Annotated in this window: 14 protein-coding genes, 1 tRNA gene and 1 pseudogene; 10 read left to right on the top strand and 6 right to left on the bottom strand. The window is 71.6% G+C overall.

Annotated features, from left to right (window positions below; translation table 11 throughout):
* Positions 1 to 6 precede the first annotated feature (6 nt).
* The 8 genes from SPOPO_RS0102755 to SPOPO_RS0102720 all read left to right on the top strand — a co-directional run bounded on the left by SPOPO_RS0102755 (position 7) and on the right by SPOPO_RS0102720 (position 6,925).
* A complete protein-coding gene (locus SPOPO_RS0102755) occupies positions 7 to 612 on the top strand; it encodes a SurA N-terminal domain-containing protein (protein WP_019873252.1) in 606 nt (201 codons plus the stop codon).
* Positions 609 to 1,292 (top strand): nucleoside triphosphate pyrophosphohydrolase, encoded by a 684-nt coding sequence (locus SPOPO_RS0102750; protein ID WP_019873251.1) that lies wholly within the window; start codon positions 609 to 611, stop codon positions 1,290 to 1,292. The genes SPOPO_RS0102755 and SPOPO_RS0102750 overlap by 4 nt, the downstream gene beginning before the upstream one ends.
* Positions 1,289 to 2,941, top strand: a complete 1,653-nt coding sequence (locus tag SPOPO_RS0102745; protein ID WP_019873250.1) for a DUF885 domain-containing protein — start codon at positions 1,289 to 1,291, stop codon at positions 2,939 to 2,941. The genes SPOPO_RS0102750 and SPOPO_RS0102745 overlap by 4 nt, the downstream gene beginning before the upstream one ends.
* A 142-nt stretch (positions 2,942 to 3,083) precedes the next feature.
* Positions 3,084 to 4,361, top strand: coding sequence for a phosphopyruvate hydratase (gene eno / locus SPOPO_RS0102740; RefSeq protein WP_019873249.1), 1,278 nt, complete (start codon positions 3,084 to 3,086; stop codon positions 4,359 to 4,361).
* Positions 4,362 to 4,368: 7 nt separating this feature from the next.
* Positions 4,369 to 4,923, top strand: a complete 555-nt coding sequence (locus tag SPOPO_RS0102735) for an FtsB family cell division protein (protein WP_156869512.1) — start codon at positions 4,369 to 4,371, stop codon at positions 4,921 to 4,923.
* Complete coding sequence (locus tag SPOPO_RS0102730; protein WP_019873248.1) at positions 4,920 to 5,420, top strand: DUF501 domain-containing protein; 501 nt, start codon at positions 4,920 to 4,922, stop codon at positions 5,418 to 5,420. Before SPOPO_RS0102735 ends, SPOPO_RS0102730 begins: the two co-directional genes overlap by 4 nt.
* Entirely contained in the window at positions 5,417 to 6,358 is a 942-nt protein-coding gene (locus tag SPOPO_RS0102725) for a Ppx/GppA phosphatase family protein (RefSeq protein WP_019873247.1), read from the top strand. The genes SPOPO_RS0102730 and SPOPO_RS0102725 overlap by 4 nt, the downstream gene beginning before the upstream one ends.
* A gap of 15 nt (positions 6,359 to 6,373) precedes the next feature.
* Complete coding sequence (locus SPOPO_RS0102720) at positions 6,374 to 6,925, top strand: dihydrofolate reductase family protein (protein ID WP_019873246.1); 552 nt, start codon at positions 6,374 to 6,376, stop codon at positions 6,923 to 6,925.
* A gap of 3 nt (positions 6,926 to 6,928) precedes the next feature.
* Here SPOPO_RS0102720 and SPOPO_RS0102715 read toward each other — a convergent pair whose 3' ends face one another.
* Complete coding sequence (locus SPOPO_RS0102715) at positions 6,929 to 8,188, bottom strand: cytochrome P450 (protein ID WP_019873245.1); 1,260 nt, start codon at positions 8,186 to 8,188, stop codon at positions 6,929 to 6,931.
* A gap of 184 nt (positions 8,189 to 8,372) precedes the next feature.
* On the opposite strand from SPOPO_RS0102715, the gene SPOPO_RS0102710 reads away from it, so the two are divergent.
* Positions 8,373 to 9,239, top strand: coding sequence for a uracil-DNA glycosylase (locus tag SPOPO_RS0102710; protein ID WP_019873244.1), 867 nt, complete (start codon positions 8,373 to 8,375; stop codon positions 9,237 to 9,239).
* On the opposite strand, the gene SPOPO_RS32270 is transcribed toward SPOPO_RS0102710, so the two are convergent.
* The gene (locus SPOPO_RS32270) at positions 9,187 to 11,343 is read right to left on the bottom strand and encodes a phosphoinositide-specific phospholipase C-related protein (protein ID WP_019873243.1); all 2,157 of its coding nucleotides are present in this window, start codon (positions 11,341 to 11,343) and stop codon (positions 9,187 to 9,189) included. The genes SPOPO_RS0102710 and SPOPO_RS32270 overlap by 53 nt on opposite strands.
* A 60-nt stretch (positions 11,344 to 11,403) precedes the next feature.
* On the opposite strand from SPOPO_RS32270, the gene SPOPO_RS0102700 reads away from it, so the two are divergent.
* Positions 11,404 to 11,487, top strand: a tRNA-Leu gene (locus tag SPOPO_RS0102700).
* A 162-nt stretch (positions 11,488 to 11,649) separates the two neighbouring features.
* On the opposite strand, the gene SPOPO_RS0102695 is transcribed toward SPOPO_RS0102700, so the two are convergent.
* The 4 genes and pseudogenes from SPOPO_RS0102695 to SPOPO_RS0102680 all read right to left on the bottom strand — a co-directional run bounded on the left by SPOPO_RS0102695 (position 11,650) and on the right by SPOPO_RS0102680 (position 15,265).
* Entirely contained in the window at positions 11,650 to 12,888 is a 1,239-nt protein-coding gene (locus SPOPO_RS0102695) for a tyrosine-type recombinase/integrase (RefSeq protein WP_211210839.1), read from the bottom strand.
* Positions 12,885 to 13,103, bottom strand: a complete 219-nt coding sequence (locus SPOPO_RS0102690; RefSeq protein ID WP_019873241.1) for an excisionase family DNA-binding protein — start codon at positions 13,101 to 13,103, stop codon at positions 12,885 to 12,887. Before SPOPO_RS0102690 ends, SPOPO_RS0102695 begins: the two co-directional genes overlap by 4 nt.
* A pseudogene (gene mobF / locus SPOPO_RS35475) lies at positions 13,100 to 14,303 on the bottom strand (MobF family relaxase). The gene SPOPO_RS0102690 and the pseudogene mobF overlap by 4 nt, the downstream one beginning before the upstream one ends.
* 485 nt (positions 14,304 to 14,788) lie before the next feature.
* Positions 14,789 to 15,265, bottom strand: coding sequence for a heavy metal-responsive transcriptional regulator (locus tag SPOPO_RS0102680; protein ID WP_019873239.1), 477 nt, complete (start codon positions 15,263 to 15,265; stop codon positions 14,789 to 14,791).
* Positions 15,266 to 15,688 lie beyond the last annotated feature (423 nt).

Genomic DNA, 15,688 nt, shown 5'->3' with positions numbered 1-15,688 from the left:
ATCCGCGTGAACCGCAGCAGGCGCGTCGCGCTCCTGTTCGCCGCCGCCGTGACGTTCGGCGGTCTGTCCGCCTGCGAGCCGAGCCAGCTGGGTGCGGCCGCGATCGTCGAGGACCAGCGGATCACGGTCACGGAGATCCAGAGCTACCTCGACCAGGTTCGCGAGCAGCGGGAGGAGTTCGGGCTGCCGACCGAGCTCGACCCGGACGCCGCCCGCGTCGAGGTCGAGCGGCGCGTGCTGAACCTGGTCTTCGAGCGCGCCGCTCAGCAGATGAACCTCCGGATCACCGAGGCGGACATCGAGGAGACGCGCTCGGCCGAGAGCCGCTCGGCGGACGAGCTCGCGGAGCTCGCCGCGCAGAACAACGTCACCGTCGAGTCGCTCGACGAGGTGTACCGACGCTTCACGATCGAACGGAAGATCAGCGAGGCGATCGAGCAGCAGTTCCCGAACGCGGGCGAGACGCAGCTGAACGAGGAGTTCGCGAAGCGCCTGATCGCGGTCGCCGAGTCGCTGCGGATCAAGGTGAACCCGCGGTACGGGACGTTCGATCCGAAGGTGGGTCAGATCACCGTGACCTCCTGGGACTTCCTCAAGGCGCCCAAGGGGTGAATCGGCCCGACCGCCCCGGGGCGGCGCTGCTGGAGCTGGTGGCGGTCATGGACCGCCTCCGCTCGCCGGGCGGGTGTCCCTGGGACGCCGAGCAGACCCACTCCTCGCTGCTGAAGTACCTGGTCGAGGAGACCTACGAGACGATCGAGGCCGTCGAGTCCGGCGACCGCGCGCACCTGCGCGAGGAGCTCGGGGACCTGCTGCTGCAGGTCGTCTTCCACGCGCGCATCGCCGCCGAGGACGCCGCGGACCCCTTCGACATCGACGACGTCGCCGCCGGGATCGCGGCCAAGCTGGTCCGCCGGCACCCGCACGTGTTCGCCGACGAGGTCGCCGAGACCGCGGCCGACGTCGAGGCGAACTGGGAGAAGCTCAAGGCGGCAGAGAAGGGCCGCACCTCCGCGATGGACGGGGTGCCGCTGGCCCAGCCCGCGCTCGCGCTGGCGGACAAGCTGCTCTCCCGGGCCGAGAAGGCCCCGCTGGTCGTGCCGGTGCCGCAGGCCGACGTCCCGGCCGACGCCGACCTGGGTGAGCTGCTGTTCGCAACGGTTGCGGCCGCCCGGGCCCGCGGCCTCGACGCCGAGGCCGAGCTCCGCGCCGCGTGCCGGCGCTTCGCCGCGACGGTCCGGGACCTGGAATCGGCCGCGGCCCGCGAGCCGGGGGAGGGCGGGGGAGCATGACGACCACGGCCGACGGAGCCGACTACACCGAGGCGTTCGTCGCCGCCGCGGCGGAGATCCTCGACGAGCACCTCGCGCTCGAACCGGTCACCGCGACGGCGCTCGGCGACCACCGGTTCGACAACCAGCTGCCCGCGACCGGCCCCGTGGCCCGCGCCGACGAGCTCGCCCGGCGCTCGGCCCGCCTCGACGAGCTGGCCGCGCTGCCGCCGGCGGCGAGCGCCGCGGAGTCCGTCGACCGCGAGATCCTCGTCCACCACCTGCGCCGGCGGGTCTTCGAGCTGACCGAGCTGCGCGAGCACGCGTGGAACCCGCTGGAGGCCAACCCGGGCACGGCGCTGCACCTGCTGCTCGCCCGCGAGTTCGCCCCCGCCGCGGACCGGATCCGTTCGCTCGCGGGCCGGCTGGCGGCCATTCCGGCCCTGCTTGCCCAGGCCCGCACGGACCTCGAAGCGATGCCGGCGATCCACGTCGAGACCGCGATCGGCCAGTTCACCGGGACGCGGACGCTGATCGCCACCGAGCTCGAGCGCACCGTCGCCGCGGCCCAGGACCCCGGGCTGCGCACGCTGATCGAGCCCCTCGCCGAGGCTGCCTCCGACGCGCTCACCGAGCACCTGGCGTGGCTGTCCGACCGGCTCCCGGAGGCGTCCGGCGACCCACGGCTCGGGCCGGAGCTGTTCGCCCGCCGGCTGCGGCTCACGCTCGACACCGACGACGACCCGGACACCCTGCTGGCCCGCGCGGAGGCCGAGCTGGAGCGGATCAGCGCGGAGATCGCCGAGACCGCCGCGCGGATCGACGGCGGCCGCCCCGGGCCCGAGCAGGTCCGGCGTGTGCTGGACGGCCTCGCCGCCGAGGCCCCGACCAACGACACGATCGTCGGCCTCGCCGAGCAGACGCTGGTCGAGACGACCGCGTTCGTGCGCGAGCACGACCTCGTCACCGTGCACGACGACCCGGTCGAGATCGTCGTCATGCCGGAGATCCACCGCGGCGTCGCGGTCGCCTACTGCGACCCGCCCGGCCCGCTGGAGACCGCGAACCTGCCGACGTTCTACGCGATCTCGCCGACCCCCGCCGACTGGCCGGCGGAGCGGGTCAGCTCGTTCTTCCGTGAGTACAACTGCCACATGCTGCGGAACCTCACGATCCACGAGGCGATGCCCGGGCACGTGCTCCAGCTCGCGCACGACCGTCGCTGCGTGGCGCCGACGAAGGTGCGCGCCGCGTTCTGGAGCGGCCCGTTCGTCGAGGGCTGGGCGGTCTACTCCGAGGAGCTGATGGCCCGTCACGGTTTCGGTGGCGACGCCCTGCGGATGCAGCAGCTGAAGATGCAGCTGCGGATGACGATCAACACGATCCTCGATGTCCGCGTCCACACGCGCGGGATGACGCAGGACGAGGCCATGGCGCTGATGACTGGCCGCGGCCACCAGGAGGAGGGCGAGGCCCACGGCAAGTGGCGCCGGTCCCTGCTCACCTCCACCCAGCTCTCGACGTACTTCGTCGGGTATCTCGGCGTGCGCGACCTGGTCGCCGAGGTCCGGGCCGCGGACCCGGGACGGGCGGAGCGCGAAGTCCACGACCGCCTGCTCGCCCACGGCTCGCCGCCCCCGCGGCACCTGCGCACCCTGCTCGGTCGGTAGGCCCCGCGGTGGGCGAATCGGGCGAAGGCGGACAATCGAATGAAGCATCTTCGTGTTCACCCGGAGCCGCCGGTGCGGCTCCGCCGTCGCGTTGCGAACGCTCGGTAGTGTCGTCAGCGCTGTCTGAAATGGAGTGACGAACGTGGCCACCATCGACGAGATCGTCGCGATCGAGATCCTCGACTCGCGCGGCAACCCGACCGTCGAGGTCGAGGTCGTGCTCGACGACGGCAAGGTGGGGCGCGCGGCCGTGCCCTCCGGCGCCTCCACCGGCGCCTTCGAAGCCGTCGAGCTCCGGGACGGTGGCGACCGCTACCAGGGCAAGGGCGTCCTGAAGGCCGTCGCCGCGGTCGAGGAGGAGATCCAGGACGCGCTGCTGGGCTTCGACGCCAGCGAGCAGCGCCTGATCGACCAGGCCCTGATCGACCTCGACGGGACGCCCGGCAAGTCGCGCCTCGGCGCGAACGCGATCCTCGGCGTCAGCCTCGCCGTCGCGCGCGCCGCCGCCGAGAGCGCGGAACTGCCGCTGTTCCGCTACGTCGGCGGCCCGAGCGCGCACGTGCTCCCGGTGCCGATGATGAACATCCTCAACGGTGGCGCGCACGCGGACACCAGCGTCGACATCCAGGAGTTCATGATCGCCCCGGTCGGGGCCGAGTCGTTCTCCGAGGCACTGCGCTGGGGCGCGGAGGTCTACCACTCGCTCAAGTCCGTCCTGAAGCAGCAGGGCCTCGCAACCGGCCTCGGTGACGAGGGGGGCTTCGCACCGGACCTGCCGTCGAACCGGGCCGCGCTCGACCTGATCGCGACCGCGATCGGGGCGGCCGGTTTCCGCCTCGGTGACGACGTTGTCCTCGCGCTGGACGTCGCCGCGACCGAGTTCCACTCCGACGGCGTCTACAACTTCGAGGGCCAGAAGCGCACCGCGGAGCAGATGGCCGAGTACTACGCGGACCTCGTCGCCAGCTACCCGCTGGTCTCGATCGAGGACCCGATGAACGAGGAGGACTGGGCCGGCTGGCACGCGCTCACCGAGCGCCTCGGCGACCGGGTCCAGCTCGTCGGTGACGACCTGTTCGTCACGAACCCGGAGCGGCTCGCCCGCGGCATCGCCGAGGGCACCGCGAACGCGCTGCTGGTGAAGGTCAATCAGATCGGCACGCTGACCGAGACCCTCGACGCCGTGAATCTCGCGCACCGCAACGGGTACCGCTGCATGATGAGCCACCGCAGCGGCGAGACCGAGGACACCACGATCGCCGACCTCGCGGTCGCGACCGACTGCGGCCAGATCAAGACCGGCGCCCCGGCGCGGTCCGAGCGCGTCGCGAAGTACAACCAACTGCTGCGCATCGAGCAGCTGCTCGACGACGCCGCCCGCTACGCCGGCCGGTCCGCCTTCCCGCGGTACCAGGGCTAGGTCTGACGTGAAGGTGCCCCGCCGCGCCGCCGCGCGACCGACGTCTCGGGACCGGGCTCGCCCGGCCGCGAGCCGCGGCGCTGCGCGGCCGGCGGTGCACAGCGGCCGGGCGCGGATCCCGGCCCAGGCCGCGCCGGTCGCGGTCACGCCGCCGGGCAGCGGCCCCCGCAGCTACTTCACACGGCGGGCCGCGGTGTTCGCGGCCGTGCTGTTCGTCGTCGCGATGACGGTGGCGATCCCGGCCCAGCGCTACGTCGCGCAGCGCAACAACATCTCCGACCTTCGGCAGCAGGTCGCGCAGGACACCGAGCGCGTCGCCGAACTCGAGAGGCAGGTCGCCGCGGCGAACGAGCCGTACGCGATCGAGCGCGAGGCCCGGCGCCGCCTGCACTACGTGATGCCCGGCGAGATGGCGTTCCGCGTCTCCGACCCGATGCTCGTGCAGAAGGAGCAGGAGGCCCGCGCCAAGGCCGAGGGCCCGTGGTGGGACCGCATGCTCGACTCCGTCGACGAGGCCGCGCAGCCCGTCAGCGAGCTGCCCACGGGGCGGGCGGCTCCGTGACCTCGGGCCTCGAGCCCGCCGACGCCGCCGTGGTGAAGGCCCAACTGGGTCGACCTCCGCGGGCCGCGGTCGGCGTCGCGCACCGGTGCCCGTGCGGGCTCCCCGACGTGGTGAAGACCAAGCCGCGCCTCGACGACGGCACCCCGTTCCCGACGCTGTACTACCTGACCTGCCCCACCGCCGCCTCGGCGATCGGGACCCTCGAGGCCTCGGGTCTGATGCGGGAGATGACGGCCCGTCTGGCCGACGACCCCGAGCTCGCGGGGGCGTACCAGCGTGCCCACGAGGCCTACCTCGCGACGCGGGACGAGATCGAGGAGGTCCCCGAGATCGCGGGCACCTCCGCCGGTGGGATGCCGCGGCGGGTCAAGTGCCTTCACGTCCTCGTCGGGCACTCGCTCGCCGCCGGCCCCGGCGTCAACCCGCTCGGGGACGAGGCGCTCGAACTCCTCGGCGAGTGGTGGCGCAAGGGGCCCTGCGTGGAGGTGGACCCGTGAGAGTCGCCGGTATCGACTGCGGGACGAACTCGATCCGCCTGCTGATCGCGGAGGTCACCGACTCCGGGCTGGTCGACGTCGACCGCCGGATGCTGGTCGTCCGGCTCGGACAGGGCGTGGACGCGACCGGCCGCCTCGCGCCGGAGGCGCTGGAGCGGACCTTCGCCGCGACCCGCCAGTACGCCGAGGCGATCCGGGCGGCGGGAGCGGAGCGGATCCGGTTCGTCGCGACCAGCGCCTCCCGGGACGCGGAGAACGCCGCCGAGTTCCGGGCCGGGATCGCCGAGATCCTCGGCGTCGAGCCCGAGGTCGTCACCGGGGAGCAGGAGGCCGCGCTCTCGTTCGCCGGCGCGACCGCGGGCCTGGGCGCCGCGACCGATGCGGACCTGGCCCGGCCGTACCTCGTCGTCGACGTCGGCGGCGGGTCGACGGAGTTCGTCCTCGGCGACGTGGCCGACGGCGCCGCGAGCGTCCTCGCGTCGCGGTCGGTGGACGTCGGGTGCGTGCGGATGCGCGAGCGGCGCCTGCACTCGGACCCGCCCACCGCGGAGGAGATCGCCGCCGCCACCGCGGACATCGACGCCGCGATCGACCTCGCGGCCGAGGTGGTGCCGCTGGAGAAGGCGCGGACGCTGATCGGCGTCGCGGGCACGGTGACGACCATCGCCGCGATCTCGCTGGGCCTGGAGGCGTACGACCCGGTCGCGATCCACGGCACGCGCGTCCCCGCCGAGACGGTGCATCAGATCTCGGCCCGCATGCTGGCCGCGACCAAGGACCAGCGGGCCGCGATCGGCGTCATGCACCCCGGCCGCGTCGACGTCATCGGCGCCGGTGCCCTGGTGGTGGACCGGATCGTCCGCCGCCTCGGCGAGCTCGACCTGATCGCCTCCGAGCACGACATCCTCGACGGGATCGCGGCTTCCCTCGCCTCGTGACCGTAGGTTGGGCGGATGCGCCCGCTCCGGTACTCGATCAATCTGACGGTCGACGGTTGCTGCGACCACCTGGCGATCACCCCCGACGAGGACGTCCACCGCTTCGCGATGGAGCAGATCGCGCGCGCCGACGGGCTCCTGTTCGGCCGCGTGACCTACGAGATGATGGAGGCGGCCTGGCGGCCCCCGGGGATCCTCGCCGACGTCCCGGAGTGGATGCTCCCGTTCGCCCGCGAGATCGACGCGGCGCGCAAGTACGTCGTGACGAGCACGCTGGAAACAGTCGACTGGAACGCAGAGATCGTGCGCGGGGATCTGGAGACCTTCGTCCGCGACCTCAAGGAACAGCCGGGCGGACCGCTCTACACCGGCGGGATGCAGCTGCCGCTCGCACTAGCCGGACTCGGCCTGATCGACTCCTACGAGTTCCTCGTCTGGCCGCGGCTCGCCGGGCACGGGCCGTACCTGTTCGCGGGCCTGACCGAGCACGTCGACCTGCGCCTGGTCGGTCGGCAGGATCTCGCCTCCGGGGCCTTCATCCTGCGCTACGAGCCGGTGCGAGACTGAGGCTCAGGCCACCGAGAACTCGCACGGCATCGACTTGATGCCGTTGACGAAGTTCGCCTGCAGCCGGTTCGGCGGGGCCGTGATCTGCAGGTCGGGCAGGCTGTGCAGGATCTCGTCGAACATGATCGTCATCTCGCGCCGGGCGAGGCTCGCGCCGAGGCAGTAGTGGGTCCCGCCGCCGCCGAAGCCGACCATCTCGCCGGCGTTGGGACGCTGGATGTCGAAGCGGTGCCCGTCGGCGAAGACGTCCTCGTCGCGGTTGGCCGACCAGTACCACATCACGACCTTGTCGCCGGCCGCGATCTTGGTGTCACCGACGACGGTGTCGGTCAGCGCCTTGCGGCGCATGTGCAGGATCGGGCTGGCCCAGCGGACGATCTCCTCGACCGCGCGCGGCGCCAGTTCCTCGTAGTTCTCCGTCAGCAGCGCGCGCTGGTCGGGGTGCTCGGTGAGCAGATGCATGCCCCAGGACAGGCCGTGCCGCGTGGTCTCGTTGCCCGCGATCGAGAGCAGGACGACGAAGGCAGCGAAGTCGAACGGCGTCAGGCGCTCGCCATCGACCTCGGCCTGCATCAGCAGCGAGGCCAGGTCGTCGCCGGGGTGCTCCGCGCGCTCGACGCCGAGCCGCGCGGCGTAGCCGAGGAACTCGGTCGCGACGGTCGTCAGGTCGGAGGCGCTGGTCACCAGCTCGGTGTCGCCGAGGCCGAGCAGCACGTTGGTCCAGTGGAAGACCTGTGCCTCGTCGGACTCGGGGATGCCGAGCATGTCGCAGATGACCTGCAGCGGCAGGGGAGCGGCGAACGAGGAGACGAAGTCGCACGACCCGCCGGTCTCGCGGGCGGCGTCGATCAGCCGCCGCGCCCGGTCGCGGATCGAGGCCTCGGCCTGCGCCAGCGTCCGCGGGGTGAACGCCTTCGAGACCAGGCTGCGCAGCTGGTGGTGCCGCGGGTTGTCCATCACGATGATCGACCCGACGGCGAGGTACTCGGGGTCCGAGTCGCCGGAGATCACGCCGGACGCGGAGGAGAACACCTGCTGGTCGCGGTTGACCGTCCGGACGTCGTCGAACGTGACCGCCGACCAGTACCCGGGCCCGGGGGTGTCACTGCCCATCGGCGTGACCTCTTCGTGGAAGCACAGTCCACCCCCGCGGCGGGACTCCTCCCGCAGGGCCGCGAAGGCCCGGTCGATCTCCGACAGCGGCTGCTTCCAGAACTCCACGTCGCCGAGCTGGATGTTCTCGATCGTCCGGTAGGCCGGCATCGCTGCTCCCTGCGTGCTCTTGGGCTTGAGCTTTCGGGGGTGGTGAGCTTTCGGGCAGCCCGATCGTCCCGCACTCCCCGCCCCGCCGCCACCGCCGAATTCCGACGCCTTCTCGTCGACAAGGGGTGTCACCCCTTGTCGACGGTGCGGACGGTCGCGGGCGGGTGGCTGTTAATGTCGGTGGGTGAGTGATCGTCGGCCGTTCGTCCTACCGGGCACCGGGTGGCCCGACGACCCGGCGACGGCGGCGACGCCGGTGGCCGGGACGGCGGCCGCGGTCCGGAAGCTGGCGAGGAGCGCCCCCGACCTGGCGGAGCTGACGGCACGTCAGTCCGTGTGCCGGGCCTGCCCGCGGCTGGTGGCGTGGCGGGAGCAGGTCGCGGTCGAGCGGCGGAAGGCGTACATCAACGAGCCGTACTGGGGTCGGCCGATCGCCGGGTGGGGGGACGACCAGCCTCGGGTATTGATCGTCGGTCTGGCCCCGGCCGCGCACGGCGGGAACCGCACGGGCCGGATCTTCACCGGCGACCGCAGTGGCGACTGGCTGTTCGCCTCGCTGCACCGGGTCGGGCTGGCCGCGATCCCGACCTCGACGCACGCGGGGGACGGTCAGCGCCTGATCTCCACGCGCATGGCGGCCGCCGTCCGCTGCGCCCCGCCGCTGAACAAGCCGACGAACGACGAGCGCGACGCGTGCCGGCCCTGGCTCGACCGCGAGGTCGCGATGGTGCTGCCGCACGTCCGCGCCGTCGTCTGCCTCGGCTCGTTCGGGTGGGAGGCGGCGCTCGCCACCCTGGCCGCGAACGGCGTCGTCATCCCGCGGCCGAAGCCGAAGTTCGGGCACGCGGCCGAGTACACCCTCGACGGCCCGGCCGGCGAGCTGCTGCTGCTCGGCTCGTTCCACCCCAGCCAGCAGAACACCTTCACCGGCAAGTTGACCGAATCCATGCTCGACGCCGTGCTCGGGCGGGCGGCGGCCGTCGCTGCGGCCGACCCGGTCACGAAACCGGAGAGCCGGGGCCCTGGTCCGTCGGAGCGGGGACACCGTTGAGCCTCCGCACCACTTCGAGCACCTGGCCGGTCGCGTGGAAGTCGACGGCGACGAGGTTCGGCAGTCGTTCGCGCTCCTGCTGACACCGAATCAGGCGCTCGGCGAGCACCGGCGCCGCGTTGGCCTTCTCGGCCTTGGCGCGACTCGGCGGGGACAGGAAGTGGTTGACCAGAAACAACCGGGGATCGGTCCCGCCGCGGGCCGGTGCGCAGGAGAAGTCCTCGACCCGGGCGACCGAGAACGGGGTCTCCTGCAGGTACCGGTACGCCGCGTGCCACCACGGCGCCTCGCCGCCGGACTGCTCCGCGAAAACCACCAGCCGCCGACCGGAGTCGATCAGCTCTCCCAGCGTCGGCCACGGGTCCTCGAGGTCCTGACGATGCGCGAGCCGGGCCAGGCCCGCGCGTTCGAAAACCGGGAGGATCTGCGCGGCGGGCACCTCGTCCTGCACGACGATCACCAGCACCTCGCGGGGGTGGGCGTCCATCCACTTCCGGATGCCGCGCAGCTCCCGCTCGGCCGGTGTGGCGCCGATCTCGCACAGTGCGTGGCACAGGTAGAGGTCCCGCTCGCCGCCGGCGGCCAGCGCTCGGTCGCGGATCTCCTCGGCGGCCCGCACGGCAGCGGCTCCGATGTCCGCGATCAACGCCGCACGCTCGGGACCGCTCGGCACGGTGCGGTCGGTGATGACGACGTTCGGGGTCCGGGGATTGCGCAGTCCGGCGTACACGTCGAGGGCGAGCCCCCGGTAGCCGGCGTCGAGCTGCGACCGGATCCCGGTCACGTGGTTGGCCTTGACGTAACCGTCGGACGTGGCCGAGTTCGAGTTGTGCGTCATCGCGAGGACGACGGCGTCCAGGCGGCGGTCACAGAGCAGCACGCTCCCGTTGCACCGCGGGTCGGTCACCGCCTGCCGCGACCGCGCGTCGCCGCTGCCGCCGCCCTGGGTCACCGCCACCGCGACGCCGGCGCCGGACACGGTGGCGATCACGGCGACCGCGACCGCCGGATGCAGGCGCCACGCGCGCCGCGCGCGAGCCGAATCCCGGGCCGGGTCCACGGGCGGGTCGGCCGCGGCGTCCGGCAACGTCAGCCGCAGGATCTCCCCGACCGCGACCGTCACCAGCGCGGTACCGGTGACGACGACGCCCGCGCGCAGCGCCGCCTCCGGCTGCAGCACCATCCAGGCGCCGAGGACCGCGAGGGCCACCCACTCGACCGTCCGCCGACCGCGCCCCCGTCCCCGCAGCCACGTCCGGCGGGCCAGGTGCACGAGGTCCAGCGGGCGCACCCCACGTGCGCTGAGCAGTACGCTGCCGGCGAAGACCAGCCCGGCGGACCCGGCGAGGGTCGCGACGTAGCCCGCGCCGTCGAGCAGTTCCGCGCGGATCGCGGACTCCACGATGTCCGCCTGCGGGCCGAGGGCGCCGCGGATTCTCCTCCCCAGGACGGCGGCGGTGCCGACGAGCAGGGCGTACCCCAGGGCCGCGCCGCACGCCACGGCCACCCCGCCGGTCGCCAGCGTGCGGCGGGTGTAGCCGCCGGTGAGGACCAGGGCCCCGAGCAGGCCCAGCGCGGCGATCGGCAGGACCGGCGCGGCCCGCGAGGCCCCGTCCAGGCTCCGCAGCGAACCTCCGGGGAGGGAGTCGGCGGAGATCTGCACCAGGGAGTCGGTGAGATCGTCGGGGATCAGGTCCGCGAGCTCGGGATTGAGCACGGCCAGTTGGGTCTTGACCACGAGCACCAGGTCGACCAGGCGCAGCGTGACCGTCTCGTCGCTGCCGTCGAGGATCGTGCGGTGCAGGTCGCGGACGGCCGCGACGAAGACACCGCGAAACGCCGGGGAGGCCACGACGCCCTCCACCGCGATCTCGATGACCGGGCGGAACTCAAGGGCTCGCGGCACCCGGACCGCGAGTTCGTCGGCCACGGCCGCGGCCACCACCTGCCGCACCTCCGGCTGGGCCAGCGCGTCGACGGTGCGGTTGGCGAAGGCCCGGTCGTCGGCGATCTGGGTGTGGACCCACCCCGTCACCACCGCCAGCGCGGTGACGCCCGCGATCAGAGCGAGGAGCAGCCCGCGCAGCGGTCCTCGCACCGGCACGACAGAGCTCCTTCCGCTCCACACCGGCCCATGCTCGGTAACGTGAGCCCGCCCCATCCTGCCCGGGTGGCGTAACTGGCAGCCGCGGCGAGCTTAAACCTCGCTTCCCGCAAGGGAGTACGGGTTCAAATCCCGTCCCGGGCACCGCGCTGACCTGCGCAAACGCCGGTTTCGACTCGGTCGAGTTGTGGTTCGCGGCGCGGCCTAGTAGCAGTTCTAGTAGCAGTTCAGTAGCGGCGGCCGTCCCCGTTTGGGGGCGTCCGCCAGCGTCCAGGCCGTTCTCGCCGACCGCTGGCCCGCCACCGATCAGTCCCACAGGGCCCGCCCCATCCGGTCGGCGGCCTGGCGGGCGAGGGTGTCGGTGACGTGGGTGTAGCGCTTAGTCACGGCCAGGGAGGAGTGCCCGAGGATCTGCTGGACTACACGGATGTCGACCCCCTGCTCCAGCAGCAGCGTGGCGGCGGTGTGGCGGGCGTCGTGAAGTCGGGCGTCGGGCACGCCGCCGGCCTTGAGTAGGCCCTTCCAGGCTCGCCAGTCCTGCTCGGGGCTGAGGTGCCGGCCGTCCGGTTGGGTGAAGACCAGGTCGAGGTTGTGCCACATCGGCCCGGCGGCGGTCCGCGCGGCGTCCTGAGCGGCGCGGTGTTGGACCAGTTGGTCGGCCAATGGAGCGGGCAGGACTATGGTGCGGGCTTTGCCGCCTTTCGGTTCATGGAACCGCCAATCACCGCCGACTCGCTGGGGGCAGTAGCGGGCGTGGCCAGCGCAGCCCGATCCGCATCGGCTCCGGTGGCGGCCCTCGGCGCAGACCGCGGGTTGTTCGCAGCCGTGCCTATACGGCTCTTGTCGCAGCTGGAACACCCGGATCTGTTGGCGGTCGAGGTCGACGTGCTGCCAGCGCAGGCCCAGCGCCTCCGCCTGGCGGAGGCCGAGTGCCAGTGCGACCGACCACCGGGCGCTGTTCGGCACGTCGGCTGCGGCGGTGAGGATGCGGCGAGCCTCGTCCTGAGTGAGGGGACTCATCTCGGGCTCGCGGTGCCGTGGTGGGTCGACGAAGGCGGTGATGTTACGTCCGACGATTCCGCGGCGCATCGCCATGCGATACGCGCGGCTGAGGATCTGGTGAACCATCAGGACACTCTTGGTCGCTAGTCCCGCGGCGGCCAGATCCAGATATAGGGCGTCCAGATGCTCCGGACGTAGGCGGTCCAGTCGGTGCCCGCCGATGCGGGGGATCACCCACCGCTCGACCCGTGGACGGTAGACGGTCTCGATGGTCGTCGCGGACGCGGTCCGCGGCGCAATGGTGTCCAGCCACGTCCGCAGCCACTCCGCAACGGTGGGCACTGACCCCGCTGGCGTCAGTTGTCCGGCGTCGCGCTTCTTTTCGAGTTCGCGCACCTTGGTGGTGAGCTCTGCTTTGGTGCGGGCCATGCGGTGTCGACGGTCCGGTGTGCCGTCTGGGCGGACGCCGACGGTGACCCATCCGTGCCAATAGCCGTCGGCTCCCTCATGGATCGACGATCGGCCGTTGGCGCTGCGGCTCAACGCCGGGTCCTGGCCTGCTCCGCGCTGATGTCGGCGACGTAGTCGCGGATGGCATCGAGTGGGATCCGGCGGGCGCTACCGATCTTGACCGAGCGCAGAGATCGGGCAGCCAGAAGCTGGTAGATGGTAGTGCGTCCGACGGCCATCGCGCGCGCGGCGTCCTCGACGGTGAGCAGAACCGGTGGTTGGGCGCCTGACTGCTCTGCGGCAATCATGAGTGCCTCCTGCGCATGGGCCGACGGATACGAACGGCCGGGGGTCGCGCGCACGTAGATGTGCGCGAAAGGAGGACTGCCGACCGCGGTACGGCATGGCGATGGCGTTGCATGTCCATCTGTGTGCGCAATCGGCCCGCAGAGCGACGGCGCGGACTTTCGCAGGCCCGATGCGACTCATCGGCGGGGGCGATTTCGGGAACCCGGACAAACTCCTCACGCCGGTAGCCGGCGCGCTCGGCCTCGACGGCCCACGACTGAGCCAGCGTCGCCGGATCGGGGTGCGTCTTGCCTGGGCGGGTCTTCAACACCGCCGCTTTCGTTACCGCGGCCTGCTCGGCAGATGTGAGTGACCGGCCGAGAGAGCTCTCGTATTCAGCGATTTTCGTCGCGGCTTCGGGTTCGATTTGCGCGGTCCTTTTCGACCACAGCTTCACCAGCCCGGCCGGGATCCCGAAAATCTCTGCTTGGCCGTGGGCATTCGCTTCCTCGAAGACGACACCAAGGCGCGCGTGCAATTCGCTGCGCAGGGCCGCGTGATAAATGACGCCCGCGGATTTCTTGTGGTGATACAGCTCGGTGGCATCCAGAGTGCGCCACCGCCCGTCCTCGCACCGGACCTTGTTCACCACCAACGCGTGGGTGTGGAGTTGCGGGTCACCACAGCGGCTGGTCCGGTGCTCAAAGCTCGCCGCCGCCAAGCCCGACGTGGCGACCTGTTCCACCCCGTTCATGCCGCGCCGCGACCAAGATGCGTGCGTGTCCAGGTACGTCATGGCCGCCGCCACGGCTGCCCGGTGTGCGGCTCGAACAGCACCTGCGGTATCCGAATCTCCCAACGCCCACAGCGAACTGACGCTTCGGCGCAGAGAACGTCAAGTCAAACCTAGTTACCCCGTCCTGCCGCCACGCCCGCCCCAACCGCGCGCCGGTGACCGGGTGCAGCGCCCGCGCGAACAATGCCTCCAGCTCCGATTCGCGCACCGTCGCGCCCGGGTCCAGACCCAACTCCGGTAGGCCGCGCCCCGACCACCGGCCCGGGGCCTCGCCGATCCCGAGGTAGAACTCGGTCGCCGCGCAGGCGACGCCGGCGGTGTAGTACCGCCATGAGGCGGTTCCGATCTTCGCCGAACTCAACACCGTCGCAACGCCCTCCCCGATAAAGCCGGACGGCGACCACCGTACATTCGAAGAATGCATATGTCTGCTGACCTGGAGCGAAAGAGTTGAGTGCTGGAGTGAGAGGCCGGCAATAGCGGTTAGCAACGGTGAATTGGCGGTTGCAAAGGTAAGTGGCGGTGAATAGAACAACGAGAACGAAGATCGGAGTGAATCGCCCCGGCGTGTCCGGGGACTTGTCCTCTGAACGCAGAGTCGGCCCCAATGGCCCGCGGCGCGCAGCCCGACAGGCCGCGAGGACCCCGCGCAGTCCCGGCAGGTCGGCAGGCCGTGCCCGGTCAAGCCGTGGTCGACGTAGACCCGCTCGGGCCGACTCCGCGTCCCGCGAGGGCTTGGCGCTGCGCTTCGAGGTCCTGGGCGTCGGTGGACACCCGGGCGTAGGCGATGCTGTCCGGCAGCACCGACGTTTCCGGGACGACACGAAAGGACCGGGCTTGTGGGCCCCCGCGGCGAGCGTGGCCGGGCACATCTGACTGTCCGTCATTGGCGTACCAGTGGGGGTTCGGCTATCGGGCCGATGGATCCTTTTGCCGCTGCGGGTGTTGTGGGGGAGAAGAGCCCCGTGCTGTGTTGTCCGGTTCCGCGTCCTCGATGATCGGGCAGACGGTGGCGGTGTTGTCGGGACAGGTGTCGGCACCTTCGCGTACGGCGGTGAGGGTGTCGCGAAGTGCGAGCAGTTCCCGCACGGTGGCGTCGATCTCGGCCATGCGCGTGTCGAGTAGATCCCGCACGGCGCTGCACGGTGCGTTTCCGCCGTTCTTGATGTCCAGCACGACGCGGATGTCGTCCAGGCGCAGGCCGAGGGTGCGGGCCTGGCGGATGAAACTCAGCAACTCGATGTCGGTCGAGTTGTAGAGGCGGTAGCCGGCCGCCGTGCGATCGGCTACCGGCAGCAGGCCCCGGGTTTCGTAGACCCGGACGGCCTTGCGGGTCAACCCCGCGGCCTGGGCGGCCTGCCCGATGGTCAGTCCTTGCCGCATCATCTGGGTCTCCTCCGACCGTGCAGTTGACCTGGCCCCCGGGTCCGGGTTCTAGCTTCGCAGTCGAATCAAACGATGAGGAGGTGAGATCCATGCCGTTTCGTAAGGGCGAGATCTATCGGTGTCCGCTTGAGGACTGCGGGTGTGAGTTGACCGTGACGAAGGCGGCCCCGGCGAACTGCCAGGGCCAGCAAGCCCCGTCCTGCTGCTGCGGGCAGACCATGGTCAAGGCCGGGGGTTGACCGGCTGAGCAGCGGCCCGCGACGCGGGGAGTGCGCTGCTTCGGCGTCACACTCCCCGCGCTGCGGATGCTGCCGGTCACGGATGGGGTGAGGCCAGGGACGCCGCCGCGGTTGTCCGGGGCAGCGGTATCGACCGGTGTCGGGCCGGGGGCGCCTGCCGTGGGAGTACGGCGCGGGCGCACGC

The sequence above is a fragment of the Sporichthya polymorpha DSM 43042 genome, assembly GCF_000384115.1.
Lineage (GTDB): Bacteria > Actinomycetota > Actinomycetes > Sporichthyales > Sporichthyaceae > Sporichthya > Sporichthya polymorpha.
This window is presented reverse-complemented; position numbering and strand designations above follow the sequence as displayed.

What these genes read in the sequence shown, in the direction of transcription:
- SPOPO_RS0102680 (WP_019873239.1), bottom strand. Translation starts at nt 15,265, where the DNA reads ATGATGCGGCAAGGACTGACCATCGGGCAGGCCGCCCAGGCCGCGGGG.
- SPOPO_RS0102715 (WP_019873245.1), bottom strand. Translation starts at nt 8,188, where the DNA reads ATGCCGGCCTACCGGACGATCGAGAACATCCAGCTCGGCGACGTGGAG.
- SPOPO_RS0102720 (WP_019873246.1), top strand. Translation starts at nt 6,374, where the DNA reads ATGCGCCCGCTCCGGTACTCGATCAATCTGACGGTCGACGGTTGCTGC.
- SPOPO_RS0102690 (WP_019873241.1), bottom strand. Translation starts at nt 13,103, where the DNA reads ATGATTGCCGCAGAGCAGTCAGGCGCCCAACCACCGGTTCTGCTCACC.
- SPOPO_RS0102745 (WP_019873250.1), top strand. Translation starts at nt 1,289, where the DNA reads ATGACGACCACGGCCGACGGAGCCGACTACACCGAGGCGTTCGTCGCC.